Raw genomic sequence first — 14,739 nt, 5'->3', positions numbered from 1 at the left:
TTTGTTATTCCTGAATCCGCACCGACATATTTTCGGACAGACCTCCCGGATTGGCGCTGACCACAACCTCGCCCGGCCTGACTCCGGACAATATCCCAATCATGCCGTTTCTGGCAACGCCGGTGCTGACCGCACGGCGTTCCAATTTGCCGTCATTTACGATCCAGACATAATTGGCGCCGGCGGACCGATGGACAGCCGCTTCCGGCACCAACGCCAAAGCCGCATTTGTCATCCGCTCGCCGGCCCGGTTGTCCCGCGCGGATTCCAGGAAACGCACCTTGACCCCCATATCCGGTAAAACTCGCGAATCCAGTTCGTCAAACCGGATACGGACCTTGACCGTCGCTTTTTGCCTATCGGCCGTCGGCACGATGTTGATCACCTGCGAAGATATTGTCCAGTCCGGGTAGGCGTCCAGCGTCGCCTCGGTACGCTGACCGCTGCTGACCCGGTTGATATAGGCCTCGTTGACTTCGACCTCGATTTCCAGCGAATCCATATCGACGATGGTGCAGATTCCGGTTCGGATAGAGCCGCCGCCCGCGGAGATCGGCGAGATCATCTCCCCTGGCTGTGCGTTCTTGGAAACCACGACGCCCGAAAAAGGCGCGCGTATGGTCAGGTCGTCGAGATCCTGTTCGATCAGTTCCTGGTTTCTCTGTGCAACCGCTACGTTGCTGTGATCGGCCGTCAGACGAGCCTGAAACGCGTTGACTTCGGATTGCGCCGCATCGAGTTCCGCCGCACTGACCAGCTTCTGCTCACGCAGGGATTCATTGCGCTTTAGCTTGCGCTGCGCCTCTTCCAGACGTACCCGGGTTTCCGCCAGGTTGCTCACGGCGGCATGGGTCTGTCCGGCGGCCAGCGCCAGCCGGGCCCGCACAGTGCTGTCATCGAGCTGCGCCAGGATGTCTCCTTCGGTCACCGACATGCCTTCCTCGACCAGGACCGCGATGATTTTTCCAGTAACCTTGGAAGAAACCGTGGCCAGCCGGCGGGCCACAACATAGCCCGATGCGTTCAGGATCGTGCCCTGGGAATTGCTGCCCTGGGTTGCCGGGGCGCGGGCAACCACGGTCTCGACAACCGTCCCCGACCCAGCGGAACCAAAAAACCAGGCCAGCGCGATAACAAAAAGCGCGGCCGCGACAACCGGCAGAATCCACTTGCTCACGCTGGCAGGTGCCTCAGACCGTGCGTTGCTGTCCATGCGCAGCGAATTCAATGCGTCTTTATCCAGTGCCATATTGGTTTTTTCGACAATCTTGCTGAACGATAGGAGAAGCATATCAAATCGGCGCCCCGATCGACCGCAATGCCAAAGGGTACCCATGCTGAACAACGGATGTGGATACTTGTCTATCCTTGTACAATGTGCGCCAGGAGCGTTGCGATGAGAAATATCAAGAATCCATCCAGACTCAACCTGCGCAGGGTCATTATTTCACTGCTGATCGTGATCCTGGCGTCGTTATCGCCGAACATCGCGGCGGCGGCTGCGCCCGAGGAACGGGGAAAGGCCGACCGGGATTTCACCGAGCGGCTGATCCATCGCAATTCGACGGTACAGGATCGTATTGACAGGATGCGCAAGCAAATGACCGAAGCGGCACGCTCCAAAGGCATGCAATTCTCCGGCGGGGTCAGTACGAATCGCCTGCTTGGTAACCCGGTTGGCAGCTACAACAGGACCACCGATCATACCCAGTCCAGGCTCCCTGATACCGGTATCCGCTCCAGGCAGTCTGCAGCCGATACACGCTCACCGCAAAGGTTTCGGACCAACGACCGCGCCACGAAGGACAGGAATTTCGAGCGCGTCAAGGAGATGCTCGATACGCTGGAAAACCGGCTGCGCGGGAATCGGCGCGAGCTCAAAAAGCATGCAGCCGCACATCCCGAGCAAGACAGCGGTAGCGCGAGCCTGCGCAGAGCCGGCCAGATGAGCGACCGGCATCTGATCGCGATGGAGCACGAAGCCGCGCGGATCGAAGAAGAAGTCAGTAACTATCTCGCGACAGCGGCCAAGGGCTCTCGCTAGACCCTCAACCCGCCTGATGCCCGGCAATATACCGATCCACCTGCTGCTCCAGGATCGTCAGCGGGATATCGCCGTTGCGCAACACGACATCGTGGAATTCCCTGATATCGAATCCCTCGCCGAGAGCGGTTTTTGCCCTTTCCCGCAGCTCAAGAATTTTCAGCATACCGACCTTGTAAGCAGTCGCCTGACCCGGAATCACAAAATAGCGCTCGATTTCCGAAACCACTTGGTGTTTTGCCATACCGGTGTTGACAAACATGTAATCGATCGCCTTTTCGCGCGACCAGCGTTTGCGATGAATCCCGGTATCGACGACCAGGCGCACCGCACGAAATAGCTCCGCCTGCAAACGACCGAGATTGTCGTAGGGATCATCTTCAAAACCCACTTCCCAGGCCAGGCGCTCCGAATACAATGCCCAGCCTTCGGAAAACGCCGTAAAGCCCATCATTTTCCTGAACTGAGGCACACCGGTCATTTCGGTCTGCAGGGCGTTCTGCAAATGATGGCCCGGCACCGCTTCGTGATAGGCCAGCGTGCGCATGCCATATTTAGGGTGTTCTTCGAGGTTGCGGAGGTTGGCGTAAAACACGCCCGGTCGCGATCCATCCATCGATGGCCCCTGGTAGTAAGCACCGGCCGAATTGGCCTGGCTGAACTCGGGAATCCGCCTAACCTGTACCTTGGATTCTGGCAGCGTCACGAAATACTCGGGCATTTTCGCCGAAATCTCGTCAATAATTTCCTGGAAATCCTTGAGGATTTGCTCGCGACCCTCATCGTCATTCGGATAAAGAAAGCGTTCTTCCTTGTTGAGCAGCGCCATCCGTTCCGCCACGCTCCCATCGCCGTATCCTTCTGCCGTCAAAATTTCATCCATCTGGCTCTGGATGCGTGCGACCTCGGCCAACCCCAGCTCATGAATTTCGTCGGCGGTCATATTGGAAGATGTGTTTGAGCGTAGCTGGTAATCGTAAAAGGCATCGCCATTCGGCAGTTTCCAGGCGCCGTGATTGGTGGTCGCCTTCGCCCTCAGCTTTTCAAAATAACTGATCAGGCCGTCATAGGCTGGGTACACTGTGCCATCAATCTCGGCCTCCGAGCTGGCCAGCAGTTCATCACGGGTCGGCTCATCGAGGTCCTCGATCTTGTCCAGCTTCTTTGCAAAGGATGTGTAAAGGATATTCTCCCTGGCGGGCGTACCACGGAAGTCAGTCATCTCCACGATCACTTTTTCGACGACAAAGGTCGGCGGGATGATGCCCTTCTCCTCCCGCAGATTCAGGTCTTCGAGCAACTGATCGAACTTGGTATCGAACTTGGACAGACGCGTAATGTAATGCCTGGCATCGCGTTCGTTACCCACATGGTGAATCGTCGCCATGAAATTGGGCATGCGGTTTTGTACGCCAAATAACTGGTTGACGGGATAGCCATGCCAGGTAAATTCGACACCTTCGGCCTGGTTGGTCATGAGCCAATCCATCACGTCATAGGATATGGCCGTTTGCCCTTCGAGCTTGCTGCGATCATAGCGATGCAACATCTCACGGTCCTCGACCATCCATCGATTGAGTTTCTCGGTATGCGCGGGAGAGATGTCCGCGAGATCGTCGTTGTGAAAATTCAGGCCTATCTGCTCCAGCAGGCGCATGTTGCTGAGCATTTCCGGGCTTTCCAGCGCGTATTTGAGAAACGCCGTCTCGAAGAAGATATTGATGCTGACCGGTTTGAACCAGGTGACATTGACCACCAAGCCGATGACCAGCAAGACTAATGACGCCAAAAGATATCCTCAACCACTTGAAAAATTTTTTCATCCCCGACACCCCCTGCAGAAAGGACTCGAAAGTCTACGCACGCGTTCGCCTTCCCGCCAGCCCAATGAGACGAATCGACAGTAAAAAAAAGTCAATCCGTTCTTCCCACGGAAAAAGGGGACAGATTTATTTTCCCTCCAATTCAGCCAACACCTCATCCATGATCGCGATCAGTTTCTCGCGGTCATAGGTGTACGGCTGCCCCTCGTTGAGTTGCACCATTTCGCGCATTACCTGGGTAATCGTGATCCGCGCCTCAAACTCGTTGGGCACGACCATGTAGCGCCGCTTGGGATCATCGGCGAACAAGGCGTGCATCACGGCAGCGGAAACTTCGTCCGGTTCCTTGTGTTGTGAACGGTCTTCCGGGCGATCCAACATGCTTTTGATCTGCGCGGCAAACAGGGAATCATCAAGACTCTGCCCATTTCTCTCCATCCGCCGACGCAGGTTCTTGAAGATATCGGATTTATAATTACCCGGCTCGATGACACTCACTTTCACATCGAAATCCGCCATTTCCCGGGCCAGGGAATCGGTATAGGCCTCGATGGCGTGTTTGCTCATGCTGTATGGACCAAACAACGGGCCGGACAAAATTCCCGAAATCGAACCAATCGTCGTAATCCTGCCTTTGGCTTCCATGATCAACGGCGCAAAGGCCCTGGTGATCCGGTATGGGCCATAGACATTCACATCAAACTGAAAATCCAGCTCATCTTCTTCGACTTCGATCAACGGCGCCAAAATGGCCACGCCGGCGTTGTTGACCAAGCCATAAAGCCCCCTGCCCCCTATTCGAACCGTCTCGACCGCCGCGTCGATCTCATCCTGCACCGTAACGTCGAGCCGCACCGACTGGATATTCTCGATCGCATCGAGCGCGGCCAGGTCTTTTTCCTTGCGCGCGCCGGCGTAGACAAAATATCCGTTCGCGGCCAGCGTTTCCGCGATATTCCTCCCGATCCCCGTACTTGCCCCGGTCACCAGGATGGCCTTGACCTGGTTTTCGTCGCCGCCTGAGGCTTCATCGACGCTCGCGAGCCCAGGCGCTGCCCACGCAAACAACAAGAAAGCGACTATTTTGATGCGGTTTTTCATTTTCTATCCCCGGCGCCGGTGTTAAGTTACGGATGCTTCGGCAAACAAGATATGCAGAACGACTGCATTACACAACGCCCACCTCATTATATAAGGAACCACCCATGCGCATTTCAGGCATCTCCGCTATCTTGATTATTGCGCTTGCCGCCTGCACGCCAGCACCGGAGACGAGCCCGGCAATGACCGCGGAATCCCGGCTGCAAACGATCATCGACGAACATTGGGCCTTCAGCTTGCGTGAGAACCCGCTGATGGCGACCCAGGCCGGGGTATCCGACTACAACCACCAGCTTCCCCGGGTGACCGCGGCAGACCGCGAACGCCGGTTGGCCGCAGAGCAGGAATTTCTCGAGAGACTCCAGGCCATCGACGCCGAGGCGCTCGGCGCGGACCAGCGCATCAACCACGAACTCCTGGCGTGGGTGTTGCAGGATTCGATCCATGCCTACGAACTGAATCTCTCGCGCATTCCATTCAATACCTTCTACGGCTTTTACATGGCCGTGTTGAGCATGACCAATGGTCTGGCTACAGAAACGGTGGACGATTACGAAGACTATATCGCCCGGCTGAACGACATCCCGCGTTATTTCTCCGAAAACATCGACAACATGCGCGATGGCATTCGCACCGGCTTCACCCTGCCGAGGATCGTCATGGACGGCATCCTGCCGACAATCGAGGCGCAGGTTTACGACAACCCGGAAGCAAGCAGCTTCTACGATCCCTTTGCCAACATGGGCGATGGCATTCCGGAAGCCGACCAGGCGCGCCTGCTGCTGGCTGGCCGCAAGGCAATCAGCGAGGGCGCGCTCAGGGCCTTCGCGGGGCTTGCTGCGTTTTTCAAGGATGAATACCTGGCGGCCGCAACCACCACGCTGGGCGCCGAGCAACTCCCCGATGGCAAGGCTTATTACGCCCATCAGATCAATTCATACGCCACCGTCACCGACCGAAACTCGACGGAGATTCACAATATCGGCCTTGGCGAAGTCGCACGCATACGCGCCGAAATGGATGCGCTGATTGCCGGGCTCAAATTTGACGGCGACTTCGCAACGTTCACCGAATTCCTGCGCACCGACCCGCAGTTTTATGCGAATAGCTCAGAAGAATTGCTCAAGGAAGCGGCCTATACGGCCAAGCGCATCGATTACCTGATGCCCGGCTTTTTCGGCAAGCTGCCGCGCCTGTCTTATGGGATCGTGCCAGTACCCGACGAGGTGGCGCCGAATTACACGACCGCGGCCTATGTCGGCCCACCGATCGGCGGGACCGTCGGCGGCGCCTACTGGGTCAACACCTATGCGCTGGATCAACGGCCGTTGTATGAGCTGACCGCGCTGACCCTGCACGAAGCGGTCCCGGGCCACCACCACCAGGGAGCGCTGTCGCAGGAACTGGAAAACATGCCCGATTTTCGCCGTAACTTGTACATCAGCGCCTTTGGCGAAGGCTGGGGCCTGTATGCCGAGAAACTCGGCGTCGAGATGGGCGTATACCGCAGCCCGTATGAGCACTTTGGCCGCCTGAGTTACGAAATGTGGCGCGCGTGCCGGCTGGTGATCGACACCGGCCTCCATTCACAAGGCTGGAGCCGCGACCAGGCGATGGAATACCTCGCCGACAACACCTCGCTGTCGCGCGGCAACGTCAGGTCCGAAGTCGACCGCTATATCTCCTGGCCCGGCCAGGCCTTGTCCTACAAGATCGGGGAACTGAAGATCTGGGAGCTGCGCCAGCGCGCCGAGGAAGCGCTTGGCGATAATTTCGATTTGCGGGAATTTCACGACGTGTTGCTAGGCGACGGCGCGCTGCCGTTGAGCATGCTGGAAAATGTCATCGACCGATACATTGCGAAGAAGGGAAACCATTGATGAACCACTTTGTAACAAGCAAGAATTTTCATTTAGCCTGGCTATTGATGCTGGCTCTAAACACAGCCGCGGCCGACAGCGATGCCAAACGAATTCATGAAGAAGCGCTGGTGATCGATACCCATTCCGATTTTCTGTTTCGGTCCGACCTGGATGGCAGTGCGTTGACCGACGAGCCGTCGGGCGCGCAGACCACGCTGGGCAAGCTCGAGCAAGGCGGTGTAGACGCCCAGTTCTTTGCTGTCTGGGTCCCACCGGAGTACGAAACTTACGGCTACGCGCGAAAAACCCTCGAACTGATCGATGATTTTTATCGGCAGATCGGTCAATCGCCGAAGCGCATCGAAATGGCGCGCACCGTTGCCGATATCAAAACTATTGCCAAGTCCGGCAAGGTTGCTGCACTGATGGGCATCGAAGGCGGCCACAGCATCGAAAACCGGCTGGAACTGTTGCGTAACTTTTATCGCCTCGGTGTGAGATACATGACATTGACCTGGTCGAACAACACCGACTGGGCCGATTCTTCCGGCGACGTCGTGAAATGGGGCGGGCTGACCGACTTCGGCGTATCAGTCGTCGAAGAAATGAACCGCATCGGCATGATGATCGATATCAGCCATGTCGCCGACACGACCTTTCAGGACGTCATGAAAACAACCCGGGCGCCGGTGATCGCATCGCACTCGTCTGTACGCGCACTAAACACGCACAAGCGCAACATGAGCGACGAGATGATTGTCGCATTGGCGGAAAACGGCGGCGTCATCCAGATCAACTTCTATCCGATGTTTCTCGACCAGCAGTTTCACGATGCCGCCTACCAGGCATTGTTTGCGGCTAAACCCGAGTACGCCACGCTCGCCACCGAATACCTGGATGATCAAATCGGCCTGATGGGGCCACAGTGGGAACTTTACCGAAAAATCGCAGAAACGCTCGAAAAACCGCCGCTGTCCGTGCTGGTCGACCATATCGATCATGTCGTCAAGCTGGTGGGCCCCGACCATGTCGGACTTGGCTCGGATTTTGATGGCGTGAGCAGTCTGCCCATCGGCATGGAACACGCAGGAAAATTACCCGCCTTAACCGAAGCGCTGGTCGCCAAGGGCTATAGCGAGGAAGACATCAGGAAAATCCTCGGTGGCAATTTGCTAAGGGTGATGGCTGAGGTGGAAAGAATTGCGGGGGAAATGGCAGGAAACTGACAACAGGCTAAATGCGTCTATCACGTCCCCGTTTAACCCTGCAATTTTCTCAATTCGTCCAGCAGCACCTTTGGATTCGGCCGATCGACGACCAACCGCGAAAGTTTTGAAAACCGGATGATGCCAGCCGCATCGATAACCAGCGCCGTCGGCCAGACCGTATCCGCACCGTATTCCTTGCGGTGATCGCCGGGCACGCTGGCGGGCATCAGCAGACCCAATTGCTTTACTGCATTGAGCTGATCGTCCATCCAGAAGTCGAATTCGACTTCAAAAAAATCGGCAACCCGGCGAGTTGTCTCGAGGGGTTTTGGCGTGACGAATATAAGTCTGGCGCCGAGATCAACGATTTCTTTGTAATGCGTGGTCAGCGCTTCAACCTGCCGGGTACAAAACGGGCACCAGTTACCGCGAACGAAAAGCATTACTGTCGGAGACCCGATCAATTGTGCAGACCGGACAGGGTTGCCTTGCTCGTCGGTTGCAGCGAAGTCCGGCAATTGCTCTCCCGGCCGAAGCGCGTCAGGGATGGGTGGTCCACGCTTTTTTTTGAGGAAAATCCAGGCCCCGGCGGCAAGCAGAAAGACCGCTGCGCCCATTATCCAACTGAGATTGTCCGGCATGTCTGTCTCCCCGGAGCATGAGCCCGCACCAACGACATTGTCGGTTGATGTACCGTGTGGCCGAGTATGACGCGAGCGCAACCGCAGACACAAGCGGGACGGTGCGCACACCCTGAACTGAAAAAGACATGCCGATTGGCGCTATTGAGACTTGTCGGAGATCAGCGCAAAAATCGAACTCAAGCCGCGGTTTCCTCACGCACAGCCAGGCGGTAGAGCAACACCGCCACCGACGCCAGCATGATCAATCCCAGCCAGCCACCAAAATGCCATGCCTCGGGCAGGGCCAGTACATGGGCCGAACCCACCGCCACTATAGGCACGGCGATAAAGATGCCCATCAGCGCCTCGCCGGTAATCAGCCCCGCCGAGAACAAGGTGCCCTTTTGGTGGATACGTTCGCGCTCTCCATCGGCATCGCCGGGCTTGAAGTGGCGCTCCACCAGGTGGCCGACCAGGCCGCCGGCGAAAATCGGCACGCTCAATTCGATCGGCAGGTAGATGCCCACCGCGCAAGCCAGCACCGGCGTACGAAAGCTCGACTCGCGCTTCTTCAGAATCTCGTCGATGACGATGATCGCCGCGCCGATGGCCGCACCGATGCCGATCATGGTCCACGGCAATTCCCCGCCGAATATGCCCTTCGCCACCGAGGCCATCAGGTTGGCCTGGGGTGCGAGCAACGGGTTCGGGTGGGCCTCGGTCGGCACGCCGATCCCGTAAGCCTGGGCCAGCAGGCTGAGCACCGGCGCCATGATCAGGGCGCTCGAGACACCGCCTACCGCCAGCATCAACTGCTGCTTCCACGGGGTGGCGCCGAGCAGATACCCGCACTTCAAATCCTGCAGATTGTCCCCGCCGATAGTCGCGGCGCAGCAGACCACCGCACCGATCATGATGGCCGCCACCGCGCCGATGGGTGAATCCCGTCCCAGCAACACTACGAGCACCAGGGCGGCAAACAAAATGGTCGCGATGGTCAGACCCGACACCGGGTTATTGGACGAGCCCACAAGCCCGGCCATGTAGGCCGACACCGAGACGAACAAAAAACCCGTCACGATCATGATGATCGTCATCGGGATACTCACCAGCCACTGGCCGACGATGGCCTGGTAAAGCAACATCAGCGGCAGCACGAACAGCACCACGCCGATCAGGATCAAGCGCATCGGCAGGTCCCGCTCGGTGACCGGCACCGCACCGCCGCCGTTGTCACGCTCGGCGCTCAAGCCGCTGCGTATGCCCGAGACCAGGGAATGGCGCAGCGAAACCAGGGTCCACACGCCGCCAATCAACATCGCACCCACACCCAGATAGCGAATCTGGCTGGACCAGATTCCATAGGCCGCATCCTCGGCGCTCGCACCGGCCAGTTCCACGCTCAACACCGGGTCGGCGGCCAGGAAGTAAGTGCTGTAAATCGGGATCGCGATGTTCCACGCGATCAACCCGCCCGCCAGCATCACGATGCCGATGTTCAGGCCCACGATATAGCCGACTCCGAACAGCGCCGGCGACAGGTTGGTGCCGAAGTAGCCGAGGGTCTTGCCGAACCAGGCCGAGGCGGCTGCCGTATCCGGGATCAGCCGCAGGCCGCTGCCGGCAGCCAGCTTCATCAGGCCGCCGATGGCAGCCGCGCCCGCCAGCAACTTCAGGCCCTCGCCGGGCCGATCACCGGTGCGTAGCACCTCCGCCGCGGCCTTGCCCTCAGGGAAAGCCAGACCTTGATCGATGATCAGCGAACGCCGCAGGGGCACCGAGAACGCCACGCCCAGCAAACCACCCAGGCCGGCGATGGCCAGCACCCAGGAATAACGAAAATCGTCCCAGTACCCCAGGATGATCAGCGCCGGCATCGTGAAAATCACGCCGGTGGCGATGGATGTGCCCGCCGATGCGCCGGTCGCCACGATATTGTTCTCGAGGATATGGCCGCCACCGAGCAACTTGAGCACCGCCATCGACACCACCGCGGCGGGAATGGCAGAGGCGATCGTCATGCCCGCGAACAAACCGAGATACGCATTCGCGGCAGCCAGGATCATCGCCAGCACGATGGCCAATACGATGGCGCGGGGAGTTAGTTCGGGGGGTGCTTGCTGACTCATCGGCAGTTCCTGTTCCGTCAAAGAATTATTGTTGGTGTTATCCGGTCGCCGGACAGTGCCCGATAGTAGTATCCCGGTGGTGGCCCCGTCTATGTGCCTGACGACCGCCGAGCGCCGTAAACGCCTGCTCATTGGTAAAATCAATCGTCCCGCCAAAAGCGGACGTACATCAAACCGGTTTCGTAGCGACAAGCGCAATGAGTGATGGCGAAGACTGAGAATCATCAGACTGTTGATAAAACAGGACCCGCGGCCATAGGCCGCGGGTTTATTTCGATTCATTGGTACCGGCGTTAGGTTATGTTTTTATTGGAGCTCGGATCATTACCAAGAACTTAATGACCTGACACCGGCACCAGAGGTCGGAAGAAGCCGGATTATCCTATTGTGCTTCACCTTTCAGCTCGGCGATCCTGGCTTCAAGAAAAGATTTGGCTCGTGGATTTATCTTTATCGCGGTGTTGTAACTTTCAATGGCCGGCTCGGTTTGACCAGACATTTTGAGGAGCTCTCCGAGTACGAAGAACGTGTAGTAGGAATCAGGGAAGTGACCGGCATTGACTTTGGCCAGCGCAATCGCCTCTTGTATTTTCTCCTTGTCGGCCAGTTCCTGAACATACATCGGTAGCGTAAATTCACTAAAGTCATAGCTGTGGCTACCAAAATAATCATCACGAAGCTTGGCATATTTGACCAGCGTCGCTTCCAGGCCGTTCTCGGCCAACTGTTCGTCCAGCACGTCCTGTATCAGTTTCGGCTGTTGCAGGCCACGATGACAGGTGACACAACGGACTTCCACACGCGGTGAGTCTTCGATTTCATTCAATCCCGGAACGAAGACGTCATTGATTTCCCGCACCATCTTGATCATGACCCGGGCTTTTCGCTTCATGTCCTTTTCATCAGATGCGAAGTCAAACGTGTCCAGGGGAGTATCGGGCTCTCCCACGTGGCAGGTTTCGCAGCGAGCGCCCAGGCCCATGGCAAATCCCTTCATCGTGTTACCCAAATCGCGGGAACTGATATCTTCCGGGAGCACCTTCAGGTTCTCAGGATTGGCATAGATATCCTTCCCTGCTTGCTGTGCCAAAGACACGGGCGATACCAGCATGAAGATTATCAGATACAGGGGTTTGATCGACTTCATCACAACGCCTCCAACGGCTTTGAGCTAACGGGAGCGTAGCGATCATCGACCATGCAAAGGTCGGGAACCGTCAAGGAAAATGTCGGAGACTTGCCAGCAAAATGTCAGGGAATCGTCAGAACGACCGCTCATGCGCACCTGCGGCAAGCAAAACACCACCGAATCGGGATATCCTTTCAATATGCGCATCTCCCTGCACAACAAATTCACCGGGACCGATGAATCCCGCTCACGACTGGTCATGGTTCTGCTGGTCCTGATCCTGTTTTTGGTACTGGGCCTGGCGTGGCAGGCCAGCAAGACGATGCAAACGCACAGCGCCACCGCAACCAGGGTGCTTCAGGACTACGCGAGGCTGGTCGCCGATGAATATTTGCGCAGAGCCATGGGGGAAGTCGGCTATTACGGCTATTACACACATATGAACGTGTTGCGCCGGCTGGCGCTCGAAGACCCCGGCTTTCCGTTTGCGATCGCCGAATCGCAGGTGGGCAGTCTCGAAGAACGCGCCAGCCGATTGGTCGATTATCTGTTTTTTGTCGATGTATCGAACGCCGATTTTCAGACCTCAGGCGAAGCGCCTAACGACCCCGGCATCGAGGGCTATCTCTCGCAACGCGCTGCCAGTTTTATGCAACAGCCTTTGCCCGAAACGGGATTCGCTATCGAGCACGCCAATATTGGCGGACAACCACATACCTTTATCATTTCGAAAGTTGATGAGACCAGCCGGGTTTTTGGTTTCGCGGTCAATCGGCTCGAATTGTCAACCTGGTTGCGCCGGGCATTCGACAAGGACATGTTATTGCCGAAGTCACTTGCCGAGGGAGCGGTTACCAACGAGTTCATCTATCTCCGGTTCGCCGATGACAATGGCCAGGTCATGTTCGAGTCCAGGCCAGACTACGACCCGTATTTGCTGATCTCGAAATCGATTGAGGATGAGTACGCGGGAATTTTCAAGGCGTACACGATCAACGCGGCTATCGACCCGATGATTGCCGAGTCGCTGGTCATCGGCGGGTTGCCCAGGTCGCGGCTACCGGTTTTGTTCGCCGTGATACTGCTGACGGTTGGACTTCTTGTTGCGGCAATACGTCAGTTGCAACGCGAACAGGCGCTGATGAAACTCCGGGCCGATTTTTTGTCCGAGGTTTCTCATGAATTGCGTACGCCCTTGACCCAAATACGCATGTTTACCGAAACCCTGCTGTATGAGCGCTTCAGATCAGCCGGTGACAGGCGTCGCGCGCTGGAGATTATCGATCGCGAGTCGCAAAGGCTAATAAACCTGGTTGAGAACGTACTCCAGTTTTCCGATCGACAAGGCAATCAACGCAAACTGTACGCCGTTGACAGCAAATTGGCGCCGCTCATCGTTCGCGTCGTCAACGAGTTTCAACAACTCGCGAAGTCTGCCGGCGCCACTGTTCAAACTGAGCTTGACCCTGACGCTGCCGCACCGGTAGACAACGATGCGTTGCGTCAGATTCTGCTGAACCTGTTGGACAACGCCATCAAATACGGTCCAATAGGTCAGTGCGTGCAGGTCGTGGTGACCGGACATCCAGGCTGCACACAAATCCGGGTTATCGATCAGGGGCCGGGTATCCCGGGGGTTGATCGTGAGCGAGTATGGGGAGGTTATTATCGCCTCGAGCGCGAGCGCCGATCCGCGATCGCCGGCACCGGGATCGGGCTGGCGGTTGTCCGTGAGCTGGTCGCCCGACATGGCGGAAAAACCTGGGTGGAGGATGGCCCTGGCGGCGGCGCTTGTTTTGTTGTCGAGTTTCCCAAAGCCACGCGACAAGAAGCGAGGAAGACCGATCAGGACAGGCCGTCAGCGGAATCAGTAACGGGAGATATACCATGAGCCGTATCCTGATTATTGAAGACAACAAGGATCTGGCGTTTGGGCTGCGCAGCAACCTGGAGATCGAAGGTTATGAAGTCATCGCTGCAAACACTGGCAGGGAAGGCATCTCCCAGGCCAAGTCATTCTCGCCCGACCTCGTAATACTCGATCTAATGCTACCGGAAATGGATGGCTTCGAATTACTTGGAGCGATCAACCAGCGACTAAAAGATGAAGTAATTCCTCCCTTCCTCTTTCTCACTGCCAAAGTAGAGAAGCAAGACATCCGTCATGGCATGAGCCTGGGTGCCGATGATTACATCCTTAAACCTTTTAATCACACAGAAGTGCTTGATATTATCAGGATGCGTTTAGATAAGAGGGAGAAGCTATTACACCAGGGTGAAGATGGTGCAACAAAAGCGGTGGTAAATGCTTTTGACAAGCTTGCATTGCCTTGCGAGGACGGTCTGGAACTGGTGGCATTTGAGAACATCGTTAGATGTGAAGCGGATCGGGCTTACTGCACTTTCTATCTGATCGATGGTCGAAAAATTCTTGTTTCAAAACCCTTAAAAGAATTTGAGAACATACTTGTAAGCAAGCACTTTCTTAGAATACATAAGTCTACAATCATTAACATCAAGTTTGCAGATAAGTACATTAGAGGTAAAGGAGGATATCTGCTCTTGTCTGACGGTTCGCACGTTAATGTCTCTGCGCGCAGGAAAGAGGAATTGATGAAAATATTAAAATCCCTGGCCACAAACTATGGCCTGGCTTTACTAAGCCACGAATTAGGTCATATTATTCACGATCATAGTAAAAAAAATATAAGTGTGATTGAAGCGCAGGTGGAAGCGGATCTGTTTGCGGCTAAATTAGGTTTTGCCGATGAATTAGAGAATTTTCTATTAGATCAACCTGAATCCACTGAAAAGAGAGTT

At 56.3% G+C, this 14,739-nt stretch carries 11 protein-coding genes; 5 read left to right on the top strand and 6 right to left on the bottom strand.

Annotated features, from left to right (window positions below; all coding sequences use genetic code 11):
• Positions 1-4: 4 nt before the first annotated feature.
• Positions 5-1,291: an efflux RND transporter periplasmic adaptor subunit gene (locus tag IIA05_09435; GenBank protein ID MCH9027323.1), complete on the bottom strand. Its 1,287-nt coding sequence runs from the start codon at positions 1,289-1,291 to the stop codon at positions 5-7.
• 105 nt (positions 1,292-1,396) lie between these two features.
• On the opposite strand from IIA05_09435, the gene IIA05_09430 reads away from it, so the two are divergent.
• Positions 1,397-2,044 carry a hypothetical protein gene (locus IIA05_09430; protein ID MCH9027322.1) on the top strand — a complete coding sequence of 216 codons (648 nt, stop codon included), beginning with the start codon at positions 1,397-1,399 and terminating at the stop codon, positions 2,042-2,044.
• Positions 2,045-2,048: 4 nt separating this feature from the next.
• On the opposite strand, the gene IIA05_09425 is transcribed toward IIA05_09430, so the two are convergent.
• The gene (locus IIA05_09425) at positions 2,049-3,833 is read right to left on the bottom strand and encodes a DUF885 domain-containing protein (protein ID MCH9027321.1); all 1,785 of its coding nucleotides are present in this window, start codon (positions 3,831-3,833) and stop codon (positions 2,049-2,051) included.
• 160 nt (positions 3,834-3,993) lie between these two features.
• Positions 3,994-4,968, bottom strand: coding sequence for an SDR family oxidoreductase (locus tag IIA05_09420; protein MCH9027320.1), 975 nt, complete (start codon positions 4,966-4,968; stop codon positions 3,994-3,996).
• A 104-nt stretch (positions 4,969-5,072) separates the two neighbouring features.
• Between IIA05_09420 and IIA05_09415 the strand changes: the two genes are divergently transcribed.
• The gene (locus IIA05_09415; GenBank protein MCH9027319.1) at positions 5,073-6,848 is read left to right on the top strand and encodes a DUF885 domain-containing protein; all 1,776 of its coding nucleotides are present in this window, start codon (positions 5,073-5,075) and stop codon (positions 6,846-6,848) included.
• Positions 6,848-8,056: a dipeptidase gene (locus IIA05_09410; protein MCH9027318.1), complete on the top strand. Its 1,209-nt coding sequence runs from the start codon at positions 6,848-6,850 to the stop codon at positions 8,054-8,056. Before IIA05_09415 ends, IIA05_09410 begins: the two co-directional genes overlap by 1 nt.
• Positions 8,057-8,088: 32 nt before the next feature.
• On the opposite strand, the gene IIA05_09405 is transcribed toward IIA05_09410, so the two are convergent.
• The 3 genes from IIA05_09405 to IIA05_09395 all read right to left on the bottom strand — a co-directional run bounded on the left by IIA05_09405 (position 8,089) and on the right by IIA05_09395 (position 11,937).
• A complete protein-coding gene (locus IIA05_09405; GenBank protein ID MCH9027317.1) occupies positions 8,089-8,679 on the bottom strand; it encodes a redoxin domain-containing protein in 591 nt (196 codons plus the stop codon).
• Between the two features lie 179 nt (positions 8,680-8,858).
• Positions 8,859-10,790 (bottom strand): oligopeptide transporter, OPT family, encoded by a 1,932-nt coding sequence (locus IIA05_09400; protein ID MCH9027316.1) that lies wholly within the window; start codon positions 10,788-10,790, stop codon positions 8,859-8,861.
• A gap of 382 nt (positions 10,791-11,172) precedes the next feature.
• Entirely contained in the window at positions 11,173-11,937 is a 765-nt protein-coding gene (locus tag IIA05_09395) for a c-type cytochrome (GenBank protein MCH9027315.1), read from the bottom strand.
• A gap of 79 nt (positions 11,938-12,016) precedes the next feature.
• On the opposite strand from IIA05_09395, the gene IIA05_09390 reads away from it, so the two are divergent.
• Positions 12,017-13,810 (top strand): HAMP domain-containing histidine kinase, encoded by a 1,794-nt coding sequence (locus IIA05_09390; protein ID MCH9027314.1) that lies wholly within the window; start codon positions 12,017-12,019, stop codon positions 13,808-13,810.
• A partial coding sequence (locus IIA05_09385; protein MCH9027313.1) for a response regulator occupies positions 13,807-14,739 on the top strand: 933 nt, incomplete at its 3' end. The genes IIA05_09390 and IIA05_09385, both read left to right, overlap by 4 nt.

The sequence above is a fragment of the Pseudomonadota bacterium genome (assembly GCA_022572885.1).
In the GTDB taxonomy this organism is placed as follows: domain Bacteria; phylum Pseudomonadota; class Gammaproteobacteria; order Steroidobacterales; family MnTg04; genus MnTg04.
This window is presented reverse-complemented; position numbering and strand designations above follow the sequence as displayed.